The sequence below is a fragment of the Pontibacterium sinense genome (assembly GCF_015209595.1).
Lineage (GTDB): Bacteria > Pseudomonadota > Gammaproteobacteria > Pseudomonadales > Balneatricaceae > Pontibacterium > Pontibacterium sinense.
In genome coordinates, this window is sequence record NZ_JADEYS010000011.1 from 24,215 (window position 1) to 47,982 (window position 23,768).

General features: G+C 50.3%; 21 protein-coding genes. 5 read left to right on the forward strand and 16 right to left on the reverse strand.

Translation table 11 applies throughout. The features are described from left to right. Positions 1–88: 88 nt before the first annotated feature. The 11 genes from soxB to IOQ59_RS11880 form a co-directional block, all read right to left on the reverse strand. Complete coding sequence (gene soxB / locus IOQ59_RS11830; protein ID WP_193953535.1) at positions 89–1,861, reverse strand: thiosulfohydrolase SoxB; 1,773 nt, start codon at positions 1,859–1,861, stop codon at positions 89–91. Positions 1,862–1,947: 86 nt separating this feature from the next. Beyond that, positions 1,948–2,370 carry a SoxAX-binding protein gene (locus IOQ59_RS11835; RefSeq protein ID WP_193953537.1) on the reverse strand — a complete coding sequence of 141 codons (423 nt, stop codon included), beginning with the start codon at positions 2,368–2,370 and terminating at the stop codon, positions 1,948–1,950. 14 nt (positions 2,371–2,384) lie between these two features. Further along, positions 2,385–3,251, reverse strand: coding sequence for a sulfur oxidation c-type cytochrome SoxA (soxA, locus tag IOQ59_RS11840; RefSeq protein ID WP_193953539.1), 867 nt, complete (start codon positions 3,249–3,251; stop codon positions 2,385–2,387). A 53-nt stretch (positions 3,252–3,304) separates the two neighbouring features. Next, positions 3,305–3,622 carry a thiosulfate oxidation carrier complex protein SoxZ gene (gene soxZ, locus IOQ59_RS11845; protein WP_193953540.1) on the reverse strand — a complete coding sequence of 106 codons (318 nt, stop codon included), beginning with the start codon at positions 3,620–3,622 and terminating at the stop codon, positions 3,305–3,307. 21 nt (positions 3,623–3,643) lie between these two features. Then, positions 3,644–4,105, reverse strand: a complete 462-nt coding sequence (soxY, locus tag IOQ59_RS11850; protein WP_193953542.1) for a thiosulfate oxidation carrier protein SoxY — start codon at positions 4,103–4,105, stop codon at positions 3,644–3,646. A 39-nt stretch (positions 4,106–4,144) separates the two neighbouring features. Continuing rightward, positions 4,145–4,507 (reverse strand): sulfur oxidation c-type cytochrome SoxX, encoded by a 363-nt coding sequence (soxX, locus tag IOQ59_RS11855; RefSeq protein WP_193953544.1) that lies wholly within the window; start codon positions 4,505–4,507, stop codon positions 4,145–4,147. A gap of 85 nt (positions 4,508–4,592) precedes the next feature. Beyond that, positions 4,593–5,624, reverse strand: a complete 1,032-nt coding sequence (locus tag IOQ59_RS11860) for a c-type cytochrome (RefSeq protein WP_193953546.1) — start codon at positions 5,622–5,624, stop codon at positions 4,593–4,595. After that, the gene (gene soxC / locus IOQ59_RS11865) at positions 5,608–6,942 is read right to left on the reverse strand and encodes a sulfite dehydrogenase (RefSeq protein WP_193953548.1); all 1,335 of its coding nucleotides are present in this window, start codon (positions 6,940–6,942) and stop codon (positions 5,608–5,610) included. The genes IOQ59_RS11860 and soxC overlap by 17 nt, the downstream gene beginning before the upstream one ends. A gap of 329 nt (positions 6,943–7,271) precedes the next feature. After that, entirely contained in the window at positions 7,272–8,579 is a 1,308-nt protein-coding gene (locus tag IOQ59_RS11870) for a sigma-54 interaction domain-containing protein (RefSeq protein WP_193953550.1), read from the reverse strand. Positions 8,580–8,665: 86 nt separating this feature from the next. Next, positions 8,666–9,445, reverse strand: coding sequence for an enoyl-CoA hydratase (locus IOQ59_RS11875; RefSeq protein ID WP_193953552.1), 780 nt, complete (start codon positions 9,443–9,445; stop codon positions 8,666–8,668). A gap of 572 nt (positions 9,446–10,017) precedes the next feature. After that, a complete protein-coding gene (locus IOQ59_RS11880) occupies positions 10,018–10,797 on the reverse strand; it encodes a helix-turn-helix transcriptional regulator (protein WP_193953554.1) in 780 nt (259 codons plus the stop codon). A 538-nt stretch (positions 10,798–11,335) separates the two neighbouring features. On the opposite strand from IOQ59_RS11880, the gene IOQ59_RS11885 reads away from it, so the two are divergent. Continuing rightward, on the forward strand, positions 11,336–12,316 hold the full coding sequence (locus tag IOQ59_RS11885; RefSeq protein ID WP_193953556.1) for a M48 family metallopeptidase: 981 nt from the start codon (positions 11,336–11,338) through the stop codon (positions 12,314–12,316). Here the strand turns inward: IOQ59_RS11885 and IOQ59_RS11890 are convergent. The 5 genes from IOQ59_RS11890 to IOQ59_RS11910 form a co-directional block, all read right to left on the reverse strand. Next, positions 12,304–12,747, reverse strand: a complete 444-nt coding sequence (locus IOQ59_RS11890) for a PaaI family thioesterase (RefSeq protein ID WP_371871862.1) — start codon at positions 12,745–12,747, stop codon at positions 12,304–12,306. The genes IOQ59_RS11885 and IOQ59_RS11890 overlap by 13 nt on opposite strands. Before the next feature lie 359 nt (positions 12,748–13,106). Further along, a complete protein-coding gene (gene gcvP / locus IOQ59_RS11895; protein WP_193953558.1) occupies positions 13,107–15,992 on the reverse strand; it encodes an aminomethyl-transferring glycine dehydrogenase in 2,886 nt (961 codons plus the stop codon). A gap of 188 nt (positions 15,993–16,180) precedes the next feature. Next, positions 16,181–16,573 (reverse strand): glycine cleavage system protein GcvH, encoded by a 393-nt coding sequence (gcvH, locus tag IOQ59_RS11900; protein ID WP_193953560.1) that lies wholly within the window; start codon positions 16,571–16,573, stop codon positions 16,181–16,183. 114 nt (positions 16,574–16,687) lie between these two features. Then, positions 16,688–17,992, reverse strand: a complete 1,305-nt coding sequence (glyA, locus tag IOQ59_RS11905) for a serine hydroxymethyltransferase (protein WP_193953561.1) — start codon at positions 17,990–17,992, stop codon at positions 16,688–16,690. Between the two features lie 80 nt (positions 17,993–18,072). Further along, on the reverse strand, positions 18,073–19,458 hold the full coding sequence (locus IOQ59_RS11910; protein WP_193953563.1) for an L-serine ammonia-lyase: 1,386 nt from the start codon (positions 19,456–19,458) through the stop codon (positions 18,073–18,075). A gap of 304 nt (positions 19,459–19,762) precedes the next feature. Here IOQ59_RS11910 and IOQ59_RS11915 point away from each other — a divergent pair, with 304 nt between their 5' ends. From IOQ59_RS11915 to IOQ59_RS11930, 4 genes are all read left to right on the forward strand, one after another. Next, a complete protein-coding gene (locus tag IOQ59_RS11915) occupies positions 19,763–20,395 on the forward strand; it encodes a helix-turn-helix domain-containing protein (protein ID WP_193953565.1) in 633 nt (210 codons plus the stop codon). A 435-nt stretch (positions 20,396–20,830) separates the two neighbouring features. Further along, positions 20,831–21,958, forward strand: a complete 1,128-nt coding sequence (gene gcvT, locus IOQ59_RS11920) for a glycine cleavage system aminomethyltransferase GcvT (RefSeq protein ID WP_193953566.1) — start codon at positions 20,831–20,833, stop codon at positions 21,956–21,958. A 225-nt stretch (positions 21,959–22,183) separates the two neighbouring features. After that, positions 22,184–23,143 (forward strand): lipoyl synthase, encoded by a 960-nt coding sequence (gene lipA / locus IOQ59_RS11925; protein WP_193953568.1) that lies wholly within the window; start codon positions 22,184–22,186, stop codon positions 23,141–23,143. Position 23,144: 1 nt separating this feature from the next. Then, positions 23,145–23,756: a sarcosine oxidase subunit gamma family protein gene (locus tag IOQ59_RS11930; protein ID WP_193953570.1), complete on the forward strand. Its 612-nt coding sequence runs from the start codon at positions 23,145–23,147 to the stop codon at positions 23,754–23,756. The last annotated feature ends 12 nt before the right edge of the window (positions 23,757–23,768 follow it).

Genomic DNA, 23,768 nt, shown 5'->3' on the forward strand with positions numbered 1-23,768 from the left:
TCTCCGCACATTGAATGATCGGGGCCTATTGTAAACAAAAAAAGGGGCTATATAAGCCCCTTTTACAACACCATGTCGGCAGAACACGTTACGTTCGTGGATACCCTGCAATACCTGGGTTACCTGCAACATTCTTCAGCAGCGGTGTATTTAATTTATCCACACGCGCTACCTTTTTATCCCTCAGATCATCCGCTACTACATCCCAGATATCCGGACCTTCAGAACGCGCACCCACGGTCGCCCAACCGGCAACTTTGTAGTCCTTGTTCATGTCGATCTTTTCTCCGTTATCCAGAGTCATCTCACTGATACGAGAGCCGACAGACTTGCTCGGATCACAGACGTAATCAAAGCCGCCAACGCGCACCATGTCTCCACCAGATTGCAGGTACGGTTCAGGATTGAAGATATTGTCCGCCACATCTTCCAGAATCAGCTTCAATTCAGAGCCTTTCATCGGACGCACATAGGTTTCCGGATATGTCAGACACGTCTGATCCAGCACATGCTCCATCTTCACAACCTGCCCTTCCAGCACGGTTGTGCCCCAACGGAAGCCCGGCGACAGCGATACTTGCGCATCGAGCTGATTACGCAAGGCGTCACAGATAACCTGATCAAAACTGCCGTTGAAATTACCACGACGGAACATCACTTCATCCGCAATAGCCAACTCTTCGTTCAACCAATCACTGTATGGCGCACGTATATCCGTAATCAACTGAGTCATCGCCGGGTCTGCTGGCAACAATTCAGAGAAGACAGGCATCAGGCTATATTTATAGCCGTGTACCTTGCCACCCCGTACATCCAGATCCATCACGCCAACGAATTTACCGTTGGAGCCAACGTTACATACCAGTGTCTGACCACCATCGTTCTTCACAATGGTTGGCTGTGGCACACCATCATGCGTATGGCCGCCCAGAATCACATCAATCCCGTTGACTCGGGATGCCATGGCGAGATCCACATCCATACCGTTATGGGAAATAACGATCACTGCATCCGGTTTTTCTTCGGTACGTATCTGGTCAACCAGTTCCTGCAATTCACGGTCAAAAATATCGAAGGACCAATCCGGTATGAAGCGCGCCGGGTTTGCAATCTTGGTTCTTGGGAACGCCTGACCGACAATCGCAATACGAGCACCACCCATTTCTCGCATGGTATAAGGCTTGAAGACCCGACCACTGTCTTCGTCGAAGATATATTCATCGGCCCCGTCGAATAGCGCATCTTCGGTAATCATCACGTTATGAGCCAGAAACTCACCGTTAAACGCTTTGATGTTTTTCAGGATCTCTTCCTGATGGTAGGTAAACTCCCAATGGCCGGTCATAATATCCACGCCCAACTCGTTGGTCGCTTTTACCATATCCATGCCGCGAGTCTTGTAGGAAGTTCCCGACCCCTGCCACGTGTCACCACCGTCCAGCAGCAAGGTATTTTCACTGCCATACCCTTCACGCAGGCGATTCACCAACGTTTTGATATGCGCAAAACCACCCACTTTACCGTACTTCTGAGCGGCTTCATTAAACTTCAGATAGGTAAACGCATGCGCTTCAAGAGAGTTGGGCGTCAATCCAAAGTGGTTTAATAACTTATCACCCACTAAGTGTGGTGCCTGTCCATAAGCAGAACCAATACCCAAGTTTACACTGGGTTCCCGGAAATACACGGGATTAAGCTGCGCATGGCAGTCTGTAATATGCAGCAAACGCACATTACCAAAATTAGGTACTTCGTAAATGTCAGCAGTCTGTTTCTTTGCTGCAAAGCCCGTTGCCGGCAGCAGTCCCGCTGCCCCCGCCAAGCCCAATAGTTGGGCAAACTCACGGCGTGTCATAGACATAGGTAATCACCCTCTTAGAGCAACCAAAAAAAGGAAAAATGCCCGTAGCAGTCGATGCTACAGGCATTTTTTAGGTCGGCAGAGTTTTACTGAGGTACTGACAGGTGCCAGTTGCTCTGCGCATATGCGTGCTGCTGAATACCCATACGAGAGTGGTATTTGGCCTGAGCGGCCAGATCCAGCGCTTTACGGTATTCGCCCGCATCTGCGGCCTTTTGTGCATCCTTCAAGATGCCACCCGTCAGCTTCCACTCAAAGCCCAGCTTTGCAGCTTCTTTGTTTTTGGCTTTTGCTTTTGCGATCAGATCCAGAGCATTCTCTTTTGTCGCTGCAACTGCGGCCTCAACTTCCTCTTCATGGTTGGTAGAAAAGTTCTTACCATTCCATTCAAAAGTGTGATTTTTACCGTACATTGCACGATTAGATTCAAATGCTTCCTGAAAACTTTCCGCTGAAGCAAATGTGGGAGCCAACGCCAGAACGGCAGCAATGGTAATAATTTTCTTCATTTTGCATACCCTCCTTATTTACGTGCACCAGGACCGTTAACAACCAGACCGTTGTTCATGTAAGACTGGAAGAACTCCAGATTACGATAAACCTCAACCTGATGGCTAAGCGGCTTAGAACGGGAGTCTTTGTGACAGCCCTTGTAACGGCGATGCAACGTACCCAGTTCACCCCATTTTGAACGGAACACTGGGAAGTGAGACGTGTGCCCCAACTGCGGGCTCGGCAAATCAGCACGAATGCGAATGTTCGCACCTTGTACATGGCAGTTCGCACAAGACAAGTTCAGCTGACCACGCTTCGCGTAGAAGAACTTTTTACCGTCCAGATACGCCGCTTTGGCACGTGGGTCGTCTGATGGGATTTCAATGTTGATCGGCTTATCGCGAGAGGTCCATGCCATGTAGGCAGAGATCTTAGCGATATCACCTTTAGCCCATTTCAGAGGTTTTTCGCCATTGGCTTCGCGACACTCGTTAATCTCCATCTCCAGAGTTTTAACGGTGCCTGCTTCTTTATTCCAGTATGGATAGTTCTGACGAATACCTACACCGCCATTTTCGAAGCAATCGGCATAACCTTTGCCGTTGGCAAAAGGTGTATTGAACAGGGTTTCACCCTCTTCAACGGCGAACTCGTAAGGAGGAAACTCTTCAAGCTCTTCCCACTGTTCACGGGACGATGCGTCCACAGCATAAATACCGTTTACATAGTCAGAGATCTCTGACTGTGGAAAACGGGATTCAAAATAGTTCTGCAGCGCAACGCGGTCTGCTTCAGGATTAACGGTCGCCAGGTCGAAACCTGAGTCGGCAGCCTGTGTCATCTGAGCCGCCGCAGCGACACCTAACCCAAGCGCCAGTTTTTTTATTATTTTCATTAGTCACACCCCACAGCTATAACCGGACGGTGAATCCGGTTATTAGACCGGAATTACTTAACTTTCACTGTCTCAGTAGCAGACGCGCCGGTATTCTCTTTCCAGGTCAGTACCAACTCATCGCCTTTAGCGCCGCCCGCGAAGTTGAACGCGATGTATGGGTTTTTAGAAACAGCTGTACCCAGACTCGCTTCGAATACTACTTTGCCGCCGTGCTCTACTTTCAGCTCCTGCAGAAACTTCGCAGGGATCAGCTCACCGGTCTTCTTGTCTTTGCGCTGACCACTTTCCATGATGTGCTTAGCCATCATTTTGACTTTGGTCCTGTCACCGGACGCTTTTGCTTTAACTTTCAGAATCTTCTTAGCCATCTTCTTATCCCCTATGTCCGATTAACCGCCACAACCACCGATGGTGACTTTGACCTCTTTGGCAGCGCTGTATAGCTTGCCGTCAGCCTTAACAACTGCGGTCACCTTGGAGGTTTTACCCATACGCAGACGGGTAGAAACATCAGCTTCGGTACCGGCAGGGATCTTAAATTCAGCAACCAGAGGGTTCGGGTTGTTTTCTACGAAGATGCTGATGCTTTCAACATTAGCCATCTTGGTACGAACAGTAACCGGCACAACCGCACCGTTTTCTGCAATATCAGGTGCTTTCAGGGTAACTTCTGCGCTCTCAGCAGTGTCGGTAGAACCCAGCAACGCATTCATTGCTGCATCTTGTTTGTCCGCTTTAAATGCAGACTCAGCCCATGCTGCCATCGCTGCACGCGGCATCATTACGCCGGCACCAATCAAAGCACCACCAGCCGCAATCGCTTTAACGACCGTACGACGATTCATACTCATTCTAAAATTCCTCTCTCTTTATCACCCAGTGAGCGGGCGTCAGAACTGGTAAACGTATTCAACAACTGCGTCGATCTCTTCCTCAGACAAAATCCAGTGCTTGCCCAACGGCGGCATGATTGTCAGAGGATTATTTTTGGTTGCATCCCAAATCTGTGCACGCAATTTGCGTTTGTCCGGGAACCGCATTTTCATGCTGAGAATGGGTGGCCCCTGGTTACCCGCCTGGGTTGCATCAGGATCACTGATTGCATGACAGGAAACGCAGTTCCCCCGCGATTTATTGAGATACACTGCCTTACCGAGCGCCAACTGATCTTCTTTGGCCCCAGCAACAGCAGGAGCTGCCGTTACCATTGCCAACAGACCCGCCGCACAAATAGAGGTGGTCAGCTTACGCATTGTTACTCCTCCGGAACTGTCTTTCTGACAGATTTATTATTTTTATGAGAAAGGCCCTTATAACAGGGCCTTATGAGTTTATTACTTACTGGCTAGATTCAACCATGTAAGCCACGGCTTCTTCAACCTGTTTATCACTAAGGTCTACACGTCCGCCTTTCGGAGGCATGACGCCTGTTTCACCGCTGAACCCTTTAATCGCATGGCCCACCATCGTAGCCATACCTTGCTTGATACGTGGCTGCCACGCATCCGAATCACCAACTTTTGGAGAGCCGGTTAAACCAGATCCATGACAGACCTTACACGCACCTTCATACGTTGGTTTGCCGGCCACCGCTTTGTCAGATAACGCTGCAGCTGCGCCATGACCACCTGCAGAGACTTCCTCACCACGAATACTCGCCTTACGCACCTTCTCTTTCAGAGACTCTTGCTCCATCTGCGCTTCATGAGACGCAGCAGGTGCATCCGCCCCTTCCACAAAGTGCCCGACAGGCGTTATACCGCGTAAAGTACCAGCAATATGCAGCTGTTTAGGATCTGCGCAGTTCTTCATACAACGGGTGTTCTGAACATCCGGACGAGGATCAACAAAGAATCCATCTTGGTTCGGCATTTTAATCGTTGCCAGAGAGTCTTGATCCAACACGAAGTCTTCTTCGACTATTTCGTTCAGATAAAGCACATAGGCCGTGATGTGATACACCTGCTCATCAGACAAAGAACGTGGCGCAGTAAACGGCATTGCACGACGAATGTAGTCATACAAGGTAGATGCATACGGCCAGTAGGAGCCGACAGTCTTTGTCGGACGCTCCTCCGTCAGGGTATCCTGGCCACCTGCCAATACCGGCCAACGGCCTTCGCCTTCACCAAACAAGCCGTGACAAGTAGAACAGAACTGCTCATACAGTGCTTCACCTTCTTCCACACTGCCCTGTCCTTTAGGCAAGCCTTTACCGTCGGGACGAATATCAATATCCCAACCAGCAATCTCTTCAGCGGATGCAGTTGCACCAATACCCAACTTCTCAGCCTGTACCACCGTACCGGTCATCGCCAATGCAGCACCCAGAGTCGTCGCAATTAAGCTTTTCTTAAGTGATCTGAACATTGGTGATACCTCCGTTCGGTGCAACCTTCCAGGTATGAATTGAGTTTTTGTGGTAGATAGAGTTGCCGCCACGTACGTCACGTAGCTGCTTCAACGTAGGCTGAACATAACCGGTTTCATCGATCGCACGGGACTGTAACAACCATGGCTGTCCATCCCACTTAGTAACCAGACTGAAGCGGGTTAATGCTTTGTCCAACACCAGGCCTTTCAGATTTGCAGGCACCCAACTCACACCGCCATCGAAAGAGATATCAACCTGCTTGATCCGGCCACGGCCTGACCATGCGATACCTTCAATCTCCAGGAAGCCGCTTTTGACAATTGGGTTCTCAGGACATGGGCTGGTGATAACGGAGTTGGTTTCCTGTACGAACGTAAACTTACGCGCACGGCCATCAGGCATCAGATCGGTATACTTGGATGTTTCTTCGCGGTGATACCATGGCTTGTCACCTACTTCCAGACGACGCAACCACTTGATGGAGGTGTTACCTTCCCAACCTGGATTCAGCAAACGCAGCGGATAACCCTGTTCAGGGCGCAGGCGCTCACCGTTCTGAGCATAAACAACCAGCGTATCTTCCAGTGCTTTTTCCAGTGGGATAGAACGGCTCATGTGAGAACCATCTGCACCTTCTGCTAGAATCCATTTACCTTCAGGCTTAACACCCGCTTCTTCCAACAGAACTTTGAGTGGGACTCCAGTCCACTCACAGCAGCTAAGCATGCCGTGGGTAAACTGCAGCGCTTCCATCTGTGCGCCTTTCCACTCCATACCACCGTTTGCCGGACATTCGATAAATTTAATCTGAGAAACAGACGGGAAACGCATCAAATCTTCCATTGTGAAGATGATAGGGCGTTCAACCAGACCGTGGATAATCAGACGGTGTTCTTCCATTGGTATTTGCGGTACACCACCGTGATAACGTTCAAATACCAGACCGTTCGGAGTGATAATCCCCTTAAGATCCTGCAGCGGCGTCATCGAAATAGACGCAATAGAATCCGCAGTCAGCCATGGTACTGTACGACGTACCACGTGTTTTTCGTACTCAGATGGGTGACCGTATGGGTTTTCTACAACCCCATGTCCCAGCTGTTTACCCCACGCAGGTTCATTTGGCGGCAGGTTTGCGGTATTCACTTCTTTCGCAATTGCACCACCAGCCATAGTGGTTGCTGCCATTCCCCCAACAGCAGCTATTCCTTTACGCAGGAAATCACGGCGATCTCTGATAGACAGCTGATCTGCTTCCGCAGCCATCTGAGCCATCAATTCTCGCGTGCTGGGTCCTTTTATTATATTGGACATTTAAGCCTCCGAACGCTTAGTACCGAGCAAACGCATGTTATTATAATATTTATGGAATAACGTTATACCAATACGACATATGCAAAAATGCGACTATCGTATAGCGAAAGTTTTTTGCAACGCCGTTACGTCACATTGACCGGTAAAGCACGGATTTTTATATCGTAATGGAATAACCTTATTACAACAATTCAATAGTAACAGCTAAATTAGCGTTTGTGCATGCTTTTTTGGGGGTACTCCTGCCTCATGAGACCAATGATTAAGAGCAGCTAATAACGGTCAAATACAGAGAGGGAAAAGAGTGGGATTGCCCGGTCAGGAATAGATTATGAGGACTTGAGCTTGCGATAGAGGGTACGCTCACTGATGCTTAGTGCATCAGCAAGTGCTTTATTATCCCCTGAAAACTGGGCTTTCAAACGCATCAGATAGTCGTGCTCCACCTGCTCAAGCGATTTGATCTGCGCTTCATCGTGGTCGCTGATAATGAGCTGCGATCGGGATATCGCAGCGGGCAGCTGTGGCAAATCAATGATCCCGTTATCGCTCAACAACACCGCTCTTTCAAGCAAGTTTCTCAACTCTCGAATATTTCCAGGGAAGGCATATCGCTCCAGGGCGGAGATCGCCTGGGGACTAACCTTAACCACATCGCCACCTGGAATCCGTTTGAGAAGCACATAGACTAACAGCGGAATATCTCCGGCTCGCTCTGATAAACTTGGGAGATCAATGGGGAATGCACTGATGCGATAATACAGGTCCCGCCTGAAGGCACCTGCTTCAACCATATCTTCCAGATGCCGGTGCGTTGCACAGACCAGACGGAAATCTGCATGTTGCAACTCGACCCCTCCCACCGTTCGATAAGTACCGGTTTCGATCAAACGCAGCAACTTCACCTGAAGCGACAGGGGCACATCACCAATTTCATCCAGAAACAGCGTTCCACCACGTGCAGCGGAAACTAAACCTTGTTTCCGGTTTACCGCGCCTGTAAATGAACCCCGCTCATGACCGAACAACTCGCTTTCGAATAAGCTTTCACTCAATCCCGAACACTCTACGGTGACAAAGGGCCCAGAGGCACGTCGACTCTGATCGTGGATAGCTCTTGCTACAAGTTCTTTACCTGTACCCGACTCACCCAGCAGCAGCACACCAATCTCACTGGGAGCGGCCCGTTGCAGCAAAGATAACATCTGCTTAAATGCCTCAGAACGTCCGACCATGCCATCGCCTTCGGCTGTTGGACGCGCGACCCGCACAAGATGCATGATTTCCAGAAACCCAAACAGTTCCCCATCAGCACGGTGAACCGGCGCCAACTCAACATCCACATGCTCTTGCCCATGCGGTGTGTTATGGATGTGCAGCATACGCTGACGCGAGCCGGTTTCGACACAACGCTTCAGAGGACAGGACTCGCCCTCCTGATCACAGGGCAAATCGTAGCCGTGTGAAACTTCGTAGCAATGGCGTCCGATTATCTGGTCATCGAATGGGAAATTATTCTGGTAAGCCGTATTGGTGGCGAGGATCTGATAGTCGAGGGACAGTATTGCAGCGGGCTCAGTCAGAGCCTCTAAAATTGCAGCCACTTCAGGCAACGCATCCAACGAATGATGAGACATCAGGTAATTCCGGCAGAAAAAGAAACGAGAACTTTACTACCGGATATTTTTACATATAAGACAGGACTAATATAGTTTCGCCAGGATCAGCGGTGACTCCAGTTAGGTTTCCGCTTCGTAATAAAAGCATCAATCCCTTCCTGTGCATCATCCGTTAACATGTTGTCCGTCATCACCCGCGCACAGCTGGAATACGCCTCGGCCAGCGTCTGCTCACTTTGTTTATAAAATGCCTGCTTACCAATAGACAGAGTCTTCCGTGATTTGCTGGCGATTTTACCGGCAACCGTAGCCACATAGCCTTCGAGTTCATCAGCTGCGACGACCCAATTCACCAAACCCATTTCAGCTGCTCTGTCAGCACTGATCAGATCACCCAGCAACAGCAGCTCCATCGCATGTTTCGGTGCAACAGCCCGGGTTAGCGCCACCATGGGTGTAGAACAGAATAATCCAATGTTCACACCAGGTGTCGCAAAACGCGCATTGTCGGCAGACACTGCTAAATCACAACTGGCCACCAGTTGGCAGCCCGCCGCCGTCGCTACGCCATGGACCTGAGCGATCACTGGAACGGGCAGATTGACAATTCGTTGCATCAACTCAGAACAGGTATCAAACGTAGCCTGATAATAGGCCTCCTGCCCTTCACCTAGCATTTGCTTCAAATCGTGTCCCGCGCAAAAACCCTTACCACCACCACGCACCACGACAACCCGTACAGAGATATCTTCTGTGATCTTATCCAGCTCCGCCGACAGTGTTTGCATCATCTCCATTGAGAGTGCGTTGTAAGCATCCAGCCGGTTCAGTGTCAGGTAACAAACACCATCAGAATCCTCCCGCAATAAAATCTCGCTGCCCATCTCTATCTCCACGTCAGGTTATTTTTGTTATCACTGTAGAAAAGACAATATACGGGACTACCCTTATACGAACAAGCTCATCAAAAGTAGTTCAGCCCCCCTTGATGCATCGGTGAATATATTGACCAGCACACTAGAAATTAAGAATTATTCCTAGATTTATTCGATCGAACTTATGCTATTTTTTAGGCATATAGAAAACAATAAGACAGCGGAACAACCGACTGCGCAGCTCGACACCAAAGGAGGCCATTAACCACTGACTTCAGGAGCGAACACCATGGAGAATGCATGTGTGCTTTGTTTTAACCTGGTGATGCTGAATAAGCCTCACCCTTCATTGAAAAAAATCAGCGAGCTGAACAACAGCGAGCTTTACAAATGCTCCTGCTGCTTTGCTTTTCTACACAAATCGAATGGTATATGGGAAGTGATAAGCGGAGGAGATTATCCTAGAGAAGGTTACTCCTGCGATCTAAGCGACACTGCGAACAGTGTCCATGAGAATCCCGCTGATACAGCGCCCTAGATAATTGAATCCTAATGTTCAACACCTATGACGCTGTCTGATTTCAAAGAATACCTGATTGATACAAACGAGCGATAAGCTGTGTTTTGTTCCGTGCATTAAGTACTTTTTTCGCACGTGTGATGTGATAGGTCACACCTTCTTCCGTCAGCCCCAAATGATCTGCAATCATTTTTACCGACATACCTTCCGCCGTCATACGCAAGATATTGGTACAGGTAGCGGAGAATACCGCATGCCTGACATAAGGATTGGTTTCTTTTGAACCATCCAGCGCCAACAACTTATGACAGCGCTCAAGCAACGGCAGAAGTGAACCAGAAATATCCTTATATAACTCAGTAAACTCTGCGGATGACTTTCCATGATACAAACCAAAATAGTTAAACCAAGGCTTATCTGCATGCTTGCCGACCGGTATATAAGCGCGCGAAGCAACGTTATATTGCTCCCAAAAGCTTTCAACGATTGGCGTTGAACTCCCCGCTCGCACATCAGTCACTAGCACTTCTGCACTAGTTGGCAATACTGACCACAGCGGATCCAGTGTCGCGACCTCGCGGTAATAGCGAGACACGATATGTTCAGGCAAAGAGCCCTGAGTATCAACGCCGTAGCTACGCTTAGAGACGGAAAAAAGAGAATCCTTTGACGCCAGATCGCGCGGGACAGAAGAATAAGTAAAGTAACGAAACCCCAGCTGGCGTAATAAAACTTCCAGTTCAGAAAAAATCTTATCCCAGCCGCATTCACTGATCAAAATATTACCACTGAAGACCGTGGACGGCTGATCTGATCCCAAAACAGAAACCGCGTCATTCATTGGCTATAAGCTCCGCTAACTGACAGTGGGAAAGCCTCTTCAACGCTAAACTCTCGAGCGCTACAACTGATTAAACTTAAGCCCACTAAACTTAAACAGAACACGGTTCTTCCTCTGAAATTTCGTTTTGTTTTTGTAACTTACATAAAAATAAAGATCATTGCACTCAACCCAGGCAACGGCGGGTAATAATAATCCAACGGCCTTTTATAAGAAGTACAAAAATCTATAGTTTCAATATACACCCGACACTCAAATAAGCGTACCGCCAGAACCTGTTGTATTTAATCAGATAATTGCCAAACAATCTGACATTTAGGTCAACAAATCTGCATTTGTGAGTGTTTAAATTAAATCATAATTAAAACGAACGTTTTACTACATCTTTTCTGAAAAATTCATACTATTTTCTGAGTGTGGCTAACCTGTTTACTCGAATTCATACGTACTGACGTACCCAGTCATTGAGCATATACTGCTCAATATGAAGCCCTATACTCCGCCCTGCCCAAAATATCGGTTCAGCATAATTCCATTCATGCTCTGCGCTCTATTGTCAGCCTGCTCATCAACTGACCAGCGCCTTCTGAGTGATGCGCAGATTAAGACAGAACAGCGATACCAGGACGGCCTGGCGCTGCGTGAAGCACATAGGCTGAACAGTCGTTTGCAAGATCTATCATTTCCTCTGCTTGCAGTAGCCACTGATCAATGCGCAAACCGCACCACATATAAACTGGGTGTCCAACTACATACAGCAGAAGACTACCCGGAGAATCAACGGGAAGCGGCACGGGAGGTATTTGATAAACTGGATGGCATCCGTGTAAAACACAGCGCCAAGGGAAGCAGCGCCAGAGAGCACCTCTTAAACGGCGACAAAATCGTCCAGATTAATGGAAAGAAAGTGCCGGATTCGACGGTGAATACAATTCGCCGCCTGAAGCAGCAATTGGCAAAAGACCCATCACTGGAATTGACAATTGAGCGCAACAACCAGCTTCACTCAATATCGCTAACCGCAATGGAGGTTTGTAACTATCCAGTGCAACTCAGCCAACAAGATGCTATCAACGCGTTTGCAGACGGTAGCTCGATCATCATCAATGCCGGTCTGATGCGATTTGCCAAGGAGGATTCGGAGCTGTCGCTCATCATCGCTCATGAGCTGGCACACAATGTGGCTGATCACGGTATGGAGAAAATCAAGGGAGGTTTGATTGGCGGGTTATTTGATCTGGCGATCTCTTCAGGCGGCGGCATTGTCAGCCCGGCTATCGGTGTAGCACTGGGTGCAAACCTGCTGAGCCAATCGTACGAAGTCGAAGCGGATAAACTGGCCATCAGGCTGATGCACCAACTCGAATACCCTCTGCAGCCGCTACCGGAGTTCTGGAGGCGCATGGCAACGGTACACCCCTCTTCTATACGCCACGGCCAGCAAGCTTCACACCCCACGACCGTAGAACGCTATCTGATCATGAAACAGGAAGTAGAACGTTTGGCTCAGACAGACTGATGGTTTTGACGACGCGCAACGCGAAAGCGGGATTCAAATTCAATCACGGGTTGCTGCTGATCGTCAAAGACCGTGGCATGGCCCACAAGATCACGTCCTTCCCTCGAAATAACATTCGCCTGAGCCGTTACCCATCCCTGACGCACCGCGCTGAGGAACCGGCTCTCCAGTGCGATCGTACCGAAGTGTGTCCCTTCCGGTAACACACTCTTTATCGCCATCGCGACAGCCGTATCAGCCAACGCAGTGAGTGCGCCACCGTGCATCAAACCCGCACCCTGAGCATATTCCTCAAAAAACGGCATCGTCAGTACAGCTTCGCCTTCGCTGACCCGTTCGATTTTCATGTTCAACAAGCGCTCGAACGGTGCTTCGCTAATCCACTGCTGAAGCTGTATCTGATGTGGGCCGGTATGCTTAATTTCGTTCACGGAAAATTCCTGCTGACTGAGTCACACCTATAGATGGGTTGTTCAACTTACAGCAGATAATTGGAGTACAAGTCCTCATAAAAAGAGGACAGCAGAAAAAACACAAAAAAATGGCGGTACTGAAAAGCACCGCCGAAAGGTCAATTGCTATACGGGTGTTTCTGCTCTCCCCTACGGATCACACCGCGGACAGAGAAAACGAAGAAACAGGGGAAGTCGGACCAATGATTCGATCCTTGTGCGCAACCCTTCCCCCAGAAAAAAGGCCCCGAAAACGGGGCAAAAGGACCTGAGAGCCGGATTCCCTTAAGAGCCTATAGGGAACCCGTTCCAGACGTTGCTTGATGCGCTATATCTGATCAGTCTTCCTGGTACGCTTCGATACCCGGGCAGGAACAGATAAAGTTACGGTCGCCGTATACGTTGTCGATACGGTTTGCCGTAGGCCAGAACTTGTTCGCACGTGTATGTGCTGTTGGGAATACTGCTTCCTCACGGGAATACGCACGATCCCAGCTCTCGCCAATCAAATCAGCCTGTGTGTGTGGTGCGTGGTGAAGAGGGTTATTCTCTACTGTCCACTCACCGCTCTGAACACGGCTGATCTCCGCTTTGATTTTCACCATGGCTTCGATGAAGCGGTCCAACTCAGCTTTCGCTTCGGATTCAGTTGGCTCAATCATCAGAGTGCCCGCAACAGGGAAAGACATGGTTGGCGCGTGGAAACCGTAGTCCATCAGACGCTTAGCAATATCTTCCTCGGTCACACCGGATTCTTCTTTGATCGGACGGATGTCGACGATACATTCGTGTGCCACTTTGTTGTTGCGGCCACGGTACAGAATCGGGAAGTGTTCAGACAGCTGCTCGGTCAGGTAGTTGGCATTCAGAATGGCCACTTCCGTTGAACGCTTCAGGCCGTCTTTACCCAACATACGGTTGTACATCCAGGTGATCGGCAGAATAGCTGCAGAACCGTACTGTGCAGCTGCAACCGCACCGTTGTTCGCATCCAGACCTTCAACCGGGCTGACCTTGTGGCTTGGCAGGAACGGAGCCAGATGGCTCTTCACGCCGATAGGGCCCATGCCCGGACCACCGCCACCGTGTGGGATCGCGAATGTCTTGTGCAGGTTCAGGTGAGATACGTCGGAACCGATCACGCCTGGCTTAGAGATACCGACCTGCGCGTTCATGTTCGCGCCATCCATGTAAACCTGACCACCGAACTTGTGGATGATCTGGCAGATCTCAACGATGTCTTCTTCGTACACACCGTGAGTGGATGGGTAAGTGATCATCAACGCAGACAGGTTCTCTGCGTGCTCTTCCGCTTTCGCAGCCAGATCAGCAACGTCAACGTTACCGTTTTCGTCACAGGCAGTAACGACGATCTTCATATCCATCATTGCAGCGGATGCCGGGTTGGTACCGTGTGCAGAAGATGGGATCAGGCAGACGTTACGGTGACCTTCACCGATGGACTCCTGATACTTACGGATCGCCAGCAGACCTGCGTATTCACCGGATGCACCGGAGTTAGGCTGCAGGGAGATATTGTCGTAACCGGTGATCTCAACCAGCTGATCTTCCAGCTGATTCAGCATCGCGTGGTAACCCGTTACCTGATCGGCTGGTGCAAACGGGTGGATGTTTGCGAATTCAGGCCAGGTCACAGGAATCATCTGCGCGGTTGCGTTCAACTTCATGGTGCAAGAACCCAGTGGGATCATGCCATGCACCAGAGAGTAATCTTTGTTTTCCAGTGCCTTCATGTAACGCAGCATTTCAGTCTCAGACTGGTAGCTGTTGAAGGTTGGGTGCGTCAGGATTGCATCTTCACGACGCTGGTCTGCGCTGATGCCAGTCGCTTCACCCGCAGTGATACGCGCATCAATTACAGAAACGTCCAGACCGTGATCATCACCCAGAATGACAGTGAACAACTCAGCAACATCAGCAGCAGTGGTAGTTTCATCGAAGCTTACTCCCAGCTTGCCACCGTCAACCTGACGGAAGTTGCAGCCGGCATCCAGTGCACGCTGGTATACAGAAGCATCAGCAGCAAAGGTCAGCGTATCGAAGTAAGTATCGTTGGTTTCAACGCCTTTCTCTTTCAGGCCAGACGCCAGAATAGCGGTCAGGCGGTGTACGCGCTCTGCAATGCGTTTCAGACCTTCTGCACCGTGATAAACAGTGTAGAAGCTTGCCATGTTGGCCAGCAGTGCCTGTGCAGTACAGATGTTGGAAGTCGCTTTCTCACGACGGATGTGCTGTTCACGGGTCTGCATCGCCATACGCAATGCCTGGTTGCCGTTTACATCGATAGAAACACCGATGATACGACCTGGGACGGAGCGTTTCAGTTTCTCAGACGCAGCGAAGAATGCAGCGTGTGGACCACCAAAGCCCATTGGGACACCAAAGCGCTGGGAAGAGCCCAGTACAATATCGGCACCCAGCTCACCAGGAGATTTCAGCAGAACCAGAGACAGGATGTCTGCGGCAACAGCAACCATCGCTTTCTGTTCTTTCGCTTTGGCAACCAGAGACGCAACGTCTGTGATGTTGCCGTAAGTACCTGGGTACTGCAGCAGGACACCAAATGCGTCGTACTCACCCAGCTTCTCTGCAGCATCAACAACAATGTCGTAGCCGAAGTATTCCGCACGGGTTTTTACAACGTCGATTGTCTGTGGGTGTACATCGTCCGCAACGAAGAAGGTGTTGCACTTCTTACGGTTGGAACGTTTACACAGAGTCATCGCTTCTGCCGCGGCAGTCGCTTCGTCCAGCAGGGAGGCATTTGCCAGTTCCATGCCGGTCAGGTCCATCACCATCTGCTGATAGTTCAGCAATGCTTCCAGACGGCCCTGTGCGATTTCAGGCTGATAAGGAGTATAAGCAGTGTACCAGCCTGGATTTTCCAGCACGTTACGCAGGATTACATTCGGTACGTGGGTGTTGTGGTAACCCATACCGATGTAGGACTTGTTTACCTTATTCTGGTTAGCCAGAGCTTTCAGTTCAGCCAGAGCTTCTACTTCACTGATACCCAGATCCATGTCCAGCGCATCATCCAAACGGATGGAATCCGGCACGGTCTGTTCAATCAGTTCCTGCAAGGTGCTGACACCCAGTGTTTCCAGCATGGCCTGCTGCTCTGCTGCATCCGGACCTACGTGACGACGTGTAAATTCGTTACGCTGTTCCAGTTCGCTCAGTGTGCGCTTTTCAACTGCCATCTTTATCAACCTGTTCTTATCCGGCCCGCTGCCAAAGCAGCCAGCCGTTGTTTATCTTAACAACCCGTCTGAAGCGGCATCGTGCTTCAGTAAATGGGGGGTGCGGGGTGGTCCTGCACAACCACCCCGCGTTTGCTTAAAGAGTTGATCGGGGGACTATCTAAACCGGACCCACCCGGCCAGAGCGATCAACTCTCTTCGGCAACCTTGGCTTCGTAGCCAGCAGCATCCAGCAGGTGGCTCAAGTCAGCGCCTTCGGCCAACTTAATTTTTGCAATCCAACCGCCTGTAAACGCTTCGTCGTTTACAGTTTCTGGTGCATCTTCCAGAGTTTCGTTTACTTCTACGATCTCACCAGATACTGGGGAGTAGATGTCGGACGCTGCTTTTACAGACTCAACCAGAGAGAACTCTTCGCCCTGCTCTACTTCACGGCCAACTTCTGGCAGCTCAACAAATACCACATCACCCAGAAGTTCCTGTGCGTGATCAGAGATACCCACGGTTACAGTGCCGTCACCGTTGTCCAGAACCCACTCGTGAGATGGTGCGAATTTCAGATTAGCTGGTACATTGCTCATATTCTTGTCCTCAAACTTGTCACATCTAGTGAACAGACAGCGCGTTTAAATTCGGGAACGCCGCTGTCTGCTAACGATTATCTATGGATTAAATCTTGTATTAACGCTGCTGTATTAACGGTACAACGGGAAACGTGCACACAGGGCTTTAACCTGTTCGTGAACCTTAGCTTCCGCAGCGCTGTTGTCTTCAGGATTAGCAGCCAGGCCGTCCAGAACATCACCGATCAGGTTACCAATCAGGCGGAACTCTTCTTCACCGAAACCACGGCTTGTACCTGCAGGTGTACCCAGACGTACACCGGAGGTCACCATTGGCTTCTCAGGATCGAACGGGATACCGTTCTTGTTGCAGGTAATGCCTGCACGTTCCAGAGACTCTTCAGTTGCGTTGCCTTTCAGACCTTTCGGACGCAGGTCAACCAGCATCAGGTGCGTATCAGTACCACCGGTTACGATGTCACAGCCACGCTCAACCAGCGTTTCAGCCAGAACAGATGCGTTTTTAACAACCTGCTTGATGTAATCAGTGAACTGCGGCTGCAGAGCTTCACCAAAAGCAACCGCTTTAGACGCGATCACGTGCATCAATGGACCACCCTGCAAACCTGGGAATACGGCAGAGTTGATCTTCTTGCCCAGATCCAGATCGTTAGACAAAACCATACCGCCACGAGGACCACGCAATGTTTTGTGAGTCGTAGTTGTCACGATGTGAGCGTGTGGCAGCGGGCTTGGGTGCTGACCTGTCGCGATCAGACCAGCGATGTGCGCCATATCGACCATCAGGTATGCGCCCACTTTGTCAGCGATCTCGCGGAAACGAGCGAAGTCGATTTCACGAGGAATTGCAGAACCGCCTGCGATGATCAGTTTTGGCTGGCATTCAACGGCCTGAGCTTCAACAGCATCGTAATCGATACGCTGAGTGTCTTTATCTACGCCGTACTGTTCAGCGTTGAACCATTTACCAGACTGTGCAGGACGTGCACCGTGAGTCAGGTGACCACCTGCATCCAGAGACATACCCAGGATAGTGTCGCCTGGCTGCAACAGCGCCATAAATACCGCACCGTTAGCCTGAGCACCGGAGTGAGGCTGTACGTTTACGTACTCGCAGTTGAACAGCTGCTTAGCACGGTCCACTGCCAGTGCTTCAACTTCATCAACATATTCACAACCACCGTAGTAACGACGGCCAACATAACCTTCAGCGTATTTGTTAGTCAGCTCAGTGCCCTGTGCCTGCATCACCGCTTTGGATACGATGTTTTCAGAGGCAATCAGCTCAATGCCGTCTTCCTGTCGGTGAAATTCACGCTCAACGGCAGCTTTGATTGCTGAATCAGCTTCTGCCAAGTCACAGGTAAAGAACTTTTCGCTCGCAGCGTCGTTTCTATACAGATCGCTCATGCTCATGGTTTTGATCTCTGTTTGTTATTTTCAAAGAGTGCTGCAGTGCCAGACAGGACACCCACAGCGGCCTTCTCTGGGTTACATCAGCAAGCCACGGCGTTAACCGCCAGGCCACCTGTTGAGGTTTCTTTATATTTGTCCTGCATATCGACGCCGGTCTGACGCATAGTTTCGATTACAGAATCCAAAGAGACGTGGTGTTCACCATCGCCCCGCAATGCCAAACGGGCAGCATTGATCGCTTTCACTGCGCCCATGGTATTGCGTTCAATACATGGCACCTGAACCAGACCACCGATAGGGTCACAGGTCAGTCCCAAGTTGTGTTCCATACCAATTTCGGCAGCATTTTCGATCTGCTCATTGGTACCACCCATCACCGCGCACAGTGCACCGGCCGCCATTGAACAGGCCACACCGATTTCACCCTGACAACCCACTTCCGCAGCGGAGATAGATGCATTTGTTTTGTACAACATGCCGATGGCTGCCGCCGTTGCCAAAAAGCGTATAACACCCTCTTCATTGGCATTCGGGATAAAGCGATCGTAATACGCCAATACAGCAGGAATAACGCCAGCCGCACCGTTCGTCGGGGCGGTCACAACACGGCCACCGGCCGCGTTCTCTTCATTCACTGCGATCGCATACAGGTTGACCCAATCCATCACCGTCAACTGATCTTTCAGCGCGTTTTCCGGTTTATCGACCAGCTCGCGATAGAGTTCATTTGCACGACGTTTAACTTTCAGGCCACCCGGCAGGATACCGGTCTGTTGGCAACCGCGACGGATACAGTTATCCATCACATGCCAGATATTCATCACTGCCGCATTCACCTTTTCATCGGTGCCCATGCGGGAGCGTTCGTTGGTCAGCACAACATCAGCGATAGAGATGTTCTCTTTCTTACAGATCTCGAGAAGCTCTACACCGTTGTTGAACCAATAAGGGATGCTGTGCTCTACCGCGGCCTTTTCGCCATTCTCGCCCGCTTCCGCGTCGCTCAGAACGAAACCGCCGCCAACAGAGTAATAAATGCTATCGAGAGTAATAATGCCCGCCGCATCAAATGCGCAGAAACGCATACCATTAGGGTGCTTAGGCAGGGATTCACCAAAATTGAAAGGAAGATCAGTGTCGCGCTTAAAAGGAATCATGCGCTTGCCGGCGAGGTTCAGCTCACCGCTATCATCAATCTGCTGGATGTACTCAGGCACTTTATCGGGATTAACCAGATCAGGCTGCTCGCCCATCAGACCCAGCAATACTGCCACATCCGTTGCGTGGCCTGCTCCAGTCATGGCCAGTGAGCCATACAGATCTACCTTCACACGGCTTACGCCGTCTAAAAGGTTTTTGTCGCGCAACTCATCCAGAAAACGGTTTGCTGCAACCATTGGCCCTACAGTGTGTGAACTGGAAGGACCGATACCCACTTTAAAAAGATCAAAGATGCTGAGTAGCATGACTCAAGCCTCCAACTTTATTTTTATTTACTGCTTTATTAGGAGACATCCCAAGCTTCGCACTTGAACAAAGCTAAGCAAATCGGAATAACGTATTGGCTAAAAAGTAGCCTCAACCGCGTATGTTGTTCAGACTAGCAACAGATTTCATAATTGGCAACAAAAATTTCCTATTGGAAACTTTTGTATCGATAGCGTAAATAAAACGGACTTATGTTTCCTTTAAAAGAGTCCTGCGCTTGTGTACCATTTTTGGAAACAGCTCCCTGAAGGAGTGAGTCAGGAGCTAAGGAGTGAACGAAAGATGTCTGACGAACCACATTTCCTGAGAGAAGAACGTGTAGAAATCTCACGTGCAGACGCTAACAGTGAAGCAGCAGTAGAACCACTACAGTTGGGCAAACGCGTCCGTGAAATTCGCCTGAGCCAAAACCTGACACTGGAAGAAGCCAGCAAACGTACCGGCCTGGCGCGCTCTACATTATCCAAAATAGAGAACGAACAGATTTCACCTACATTCTCTGCAGTGAACAAGCTGGTGAAGGGGCTAGGGATAGATATTCCGCAGCTATTCAGCCAGCCAAAGCGTAGTGCAGCTGCCGGTGGTCGTCGCGATATTACGCGTACCGGTACTGGTACTCCGCATCCAACACCGACGTATGAGCACGAAATGCTGGCAACTCAGCTGACCAGCAAGAAAATGATTCCATACCGCACGACGGTACGCGCGCGTTCGTTCGAAGAATACCCAGAGTGGGTGCGCCATGACGGTGAAGAGTTCTTATATGTACTTAAAGGCTCTTTGCTCTTCTATACTGAATTCTATGAACCGATCGAACTATTCGAGGGTGACTCTGCATATTATGACTGTGAAATGGGCCACTCACTGGTATCCACCAGCGAGGCTGATGCCGAGGTCATTTGGGTCACCGCCTAAAGGTTTATCTAAGACAGAGGGTGGTCTGTTCCCCTTAGGGACGAACTGACTTATACTCTGATGATTCTTCCTGAAGTGCCATCGTAGGTTTTTCCTGCGACGGCATTTTTTTTGTCTGCAGCCTACCCGCAGCAATTTCATCCCCTTTTTGCCCTCTCAGCGCAATCTTTTACCCGCTTGATCGCTTTTTCTGCATCCGTTAGCCGAATTGATTAGAAAAAAATCACTTGCATGGAGTTTCCTGTTGGTCTAAGTTGTTTCCTATTGGAAACTTATGATCTATTTTGATCGTATCTACCTATATATAGAAACAAACGGGTAGCAGTTTTGTGTCTCTGGTTGGCGCACAATCGGCCTTTTGCTCCAACCAACCGGTGGCCTAATGGCCACCGGGGGACACCTTCTCCCCACCAATAAAAAACGACGAGGTTCGATATGGCTGAAACACAAGGTGCTCTGAAGAAAACTCCCCTGTTTGATCTTCACGTAGAGCTGGGCGCAAAAATGGTTCCTTTCGCTGGGTACGAGATGCCTGTTCAGTACCCTCTGGGCGTAAAAAAGGAACACTTGCACACCCGTAATCAGGCGGGCCTGTTTGATGTTTCCCATATGGGTCAGGTTAAGCTGAGCGGCGCAAACGCTGCCGCGGCTCTGGAAAAACTGGTACCGGTCGACATCATTGATCTGCCTGCGGGTAAGCAGCGTTATGCGCTGTTCACCAACGAAGACGGCGGCATCATGGATGACCTGATGGTGACCAACTACGGCGACTGGATCTACGTTGTTGTTAACGCTGCATGTAAAGAGCAGGACATCGCTCACATGCAGGCGAATCTGGGCGAAGGCGTAGAGCTGGAGTTGCTGGATGATCGCGCACTGGTCGCTGTTCAGGGTCCTACTGCTGCGCAAGCGATTTCCCGTCTTGCACCTGAAGCCGGCGAAATGGTGTTCATGGATTCCCGCCAGATGCAGATCGATGGCGTTGATTGCTTCGTATCCCGCTCCGGTTACACCGGTGAAGATGGCTACGAAATTTCTATCCCATCCGCTGACGCTGACCGTCTGTGCCGCTTGTTCCTGGAACAGCCAGAAATCGAAGGCATTGGCTTGGGTGCGCGTGACTCACTGCGTCTGGAATCCGGTCTGTGCCTGTACGGAAACGATCTGGATCAAAGCACAACCCCTCTGGAAGGCAGCCTGATCTGGGCGATCTCCAAATGCCGTCGTGCTGATGGTGAACGCGCAGGTGGTTTCCCGGGTGCTGACAAAGTACTGGATCAGATCACCAACAAAAACTGGACGCGTAAGCGTGTAGGTCTGCTGGGTGAAGGTCGTGCGCCAGTACGTGAAGGCACCGAACTGTTTGATGCCGATGGTAATAAGATCGGTGTTGTAACGAGCGGTACGTACGGACCAACCATCGAAAAGCCTGTTGCAATGGCGTATGTAGAAACAGCATTCAGCCCACTGGACACCGTGGTATTCGCTGAAGTCCGTGGCAAAAAGCTGCCAATGACCGTTTCCCGCATGCCATTCATCGAGCAGCGTTACTACCGCGGTTAATCCCGCGACCAGGCCGGATGAGCATCGGCTGACAGAGCTAATCAAAGGCGGTGCGGAAACGCACCACTGAGGGTCGCAAATGAGCATGTTCATCAATGCCTGACCCTGTATAAAACTCTGCAGTAACGCTTATCCGCCATCATTAAGTTCAAGCGCTATAGATAGAAGGGGCATTCAATTGGCCCCTTCATCATAAAAATAAGAATCCACCCAGGAGGTGACGTAATGGAAATGATTCCTTTAACCGAGCTTAAAGGCGAGTCGAAAATGGCCAAATTGCGCCACAAACCGGACCCAAACCGGAAACGACTGCGCAAACCTGAGTGGATTCGTATTGATCCCCGCAGCAATAGCAACGTGCAGAAAGTAAAGAAAGAACTGCGCGAGCTGAAGCTGCACACTGTGTGCGAAGAAGCCTCCTGCCCTAATCTGGCCGAGTGCTTCAGCAAACGCACCGCGACTTTTATGATCATGGGCGCTATCTGTACCCGTCGCTGTCCTTTCTGCGATGTTGCCCACGGTCGTCCCATGGGACTGGACCCAGATGAACCCCGCCATGTAGCGGAATCTATCCAGTCACTGAAGCTGCGTTATGCCGTCATTACATCTGTTGACCGCGATGACCTGCGTGACGGCGGCGCCAGCCACTTTGCAGAGGTCGTGCGTGAAGCGCGCGCCCTGAATACCGATCTGACAGTTGAGATCCTGGTACCGGACTTCCGGGGCAAAATGGATGCTGCTCTGGAAGCGCTGTCGGTCCATGTGCCTGACGTACTGAACCACAACATGGAGACCGTTCCGAGTCTGTACGCCTCTGTACGACCGGGCGCTGACTATCACTGGTCTCTGAGCTTGTTGTACCAATACAAACGCCTCAACCCTGAGGTGATCACCAAATCTGGTCTGATGGTTGGTCTGGGCGAGACAAAAGACGAACTCATCGAGGTGATGAAGGACTTGCGCGCCAATGGAGTGGATATGCTAACCATCGGCCAGTACCTGCAACCGACTAAACATCATCTGGCCGTAGAGCGCTACGTAACACCAGAAGAGTTTAAAGAGTACGAAACCATCGGTAATGAGCTGGGCTTCACCAACGTTGCAAGCGGTCCGATGGTGCGCTCATCGTATCATGCTGATATGCAGGCAAGCGGCGAGTCCGTTGGCTTTGCCGGAGGGAAGTAATATGGCAACGGTAGAAACGATCAACAATCGATTGGTCCACATCAACCTGGCGATTCAGGTCGATGAAAAGGAAGAAGTCAGCTCTATCATGATGCGCGAACGTCCTTTCATCGGTGAACTGAATCTGGATATCGACCCTGATAATCTCTCCCTACTGATCGCGGTCGGAGAGGTCATGGGCGTATCTCAGCCTCTGACCGTGAGCCGTATTTCGTGCATAGGCAAGCTTGCGATCCTCTGGCTGGACCTGAATCGCTGGTTGGTACTGCCGCCGCCTGGCAGCCACATGTCGGTAAAACACGCGCTGCAGGATACCTTCGGGCAAGATATTCAGTTTCATACTGAAGGTGAGCTGATGCATGCGGAATTAACCGAAGCCGCTGTGCGCTACCTGCTGGAAAGCGATAACACACGCGAAGTTCACGTACAGGCAGATCGCCGTCGCGAAGACAGTCAGAACCGTTTGCAGCAGGAAGGTGTCACGATCATGTCGCCGTGCGATCAGCGTGAATATGACATTCTGGTCCGCGACCACTGTGCCGAACGTTTATGGCAGTGGCTGAGCCAGCATCACCCGGAGCAGACGCCTCATAATCTGGCGGCCAACGGCTAAAACGGACTGCGA

Excerpts from the sequence above, each read along its gene's own strand:
- gcvT (WP_193953566.1), top strand. The coding sequence starts at position 20,831 with ATGGCTGAAACACAAGGTGCTCTGAAGAAAACTCCCCTGTTTGATCTT.
- IOQ59_RS11870 (WP_193953550.1), bottom strand. The coding sequence starts at position 8,579 with ATGTCTCATCATTCGTTGGATGCGTTGCCTGAAGTGGCTGCAATTTTA.
- IOQ59_RS11860 (WP_193953546.1), bottom strand. The coding sequence starts at position 5,624 with ATGTTCAGATCACTTAAGAAAAGCTTAATTGCGACGACTCTGGGTGCT.
- soxA (WP_193953539.1), bottom strand. The coding sequence starts at position 3,251 with ATGAAAATAATAAAAAAACTGGCGCTTGGGTTAGGTGTCGCTGCGGCG.
- glyA (WP_193953561.1), bottom strand. The coding sequence starts at position 17,992 with ATGAGCATGAGCGATCTGTATAGAAACGACGCTGCGAGCGAAAAGTTC.
- IOQ59_RS11930 (WP_193953570.1), top strand. The coding sequence starts at position 23,145 with ATGGCAACGGTAGAAACGATCAACAATCGATTGGTCCACATCAACCTG.
- soxB (WP_193953535.1), bottom strand. The coding sequence starts at position 1,861 with ATGTCTATGACACGCCGTGAGTTTGCCCAACTATTGGGCTTGGCGGGG.
- lipA (WP_193953568.1), top strand. The coding sequence starts at position 22,184 with ATGGAAATGATTCCTTTAACCGAGCTTAAAGGCGAGTCGAAAATGGCC.
- gcvH (WP_193953560.1), bottom strand. The coding sequence starts at position 16,573 with ATGAGCAATGTACCAGCTAATCTGAAATTCGCACCATCTCACGAGTGG.
- soxC (WP_193953548.1), bottom strand. The coding sequence starts at position 6,942 with ATGTCCAATATAATAAAAGGACCCAGCACGCGAGAATTGATGGCTCAG.
- soxZ (WP_193953540.1), bottom strand. The coding sequence starts at position 3,622 with ATGGCTAAGAAGATTCTGAAAGTTAAAGCAAAAGCGTCCGGTGACAGG.
- IOQ59_RS11885 (WP_193953556.1), top strand. The coding sequence starts at position 11,336 with ATGCTCTGCGCTCTATTGTCAGCCTGCTCATCAACTGACCAGCGCCTT.
- gcvP (WP_193953558.1), bottom strand. The coding sequence starts at position 15,992 with ATGGCAGTTGAAAAGCGCACACTGAGCGAACTGGAACAGCGTAACGAA.
- soxY (WP_193953542.1), bottom strand. The coding sequence starts at position 4,105 with ATGAGTATGAATCGTCGTACGGTCGTTAAAGCGATTGCGGCTGGTGGT.
- soxX (WP_193953544.1), bottom strand. The coding sequence starts at position 4,507 with ATGCGTAAGCTGACCACCTCTATTTGTGCGGCGGGTCTGTTGGCAATG.
- IOQ59_RS11875 (WP_193953552.1), bottom strand. The coding sequence starts at position 9,445 with ATGGGCAGCGAGATTTTATTGCGGGAGGATTCTGATGGTGTTTGTTAC.
- IOQ59_RS11835 (WP_193953537.1), bottom strand. The coding sequence starts at position 2,370 with ATGAAGAAAATTATTACCATTGCTGCCGTTCTGGCGTTGGCTCCCACA.
- IOQ59_RS11915 (WP_193953565.1), top strand. The coding sequence starts at position 19,763 with ATGTCTGACGAACCACATTTCCTGAGAGAAGAACGTGTAGAAATCTCA.
- IOQ59_RS11880 (WP_193953554.1), bottom strand. The coding sequence starts at position 10,797 with ATGAATGACGCGGTTTCTGTTTTGGGATCAGATCAGCCGTCCACGGTC.
- IOQ59_RS11910 (WP_193953563.1), bottom strand. The coding sequence starts at position 19,458 with ATGCTACTCAGCATCTTTGATCTTTTTAAAGTGGGTATCGGTCCTTCC.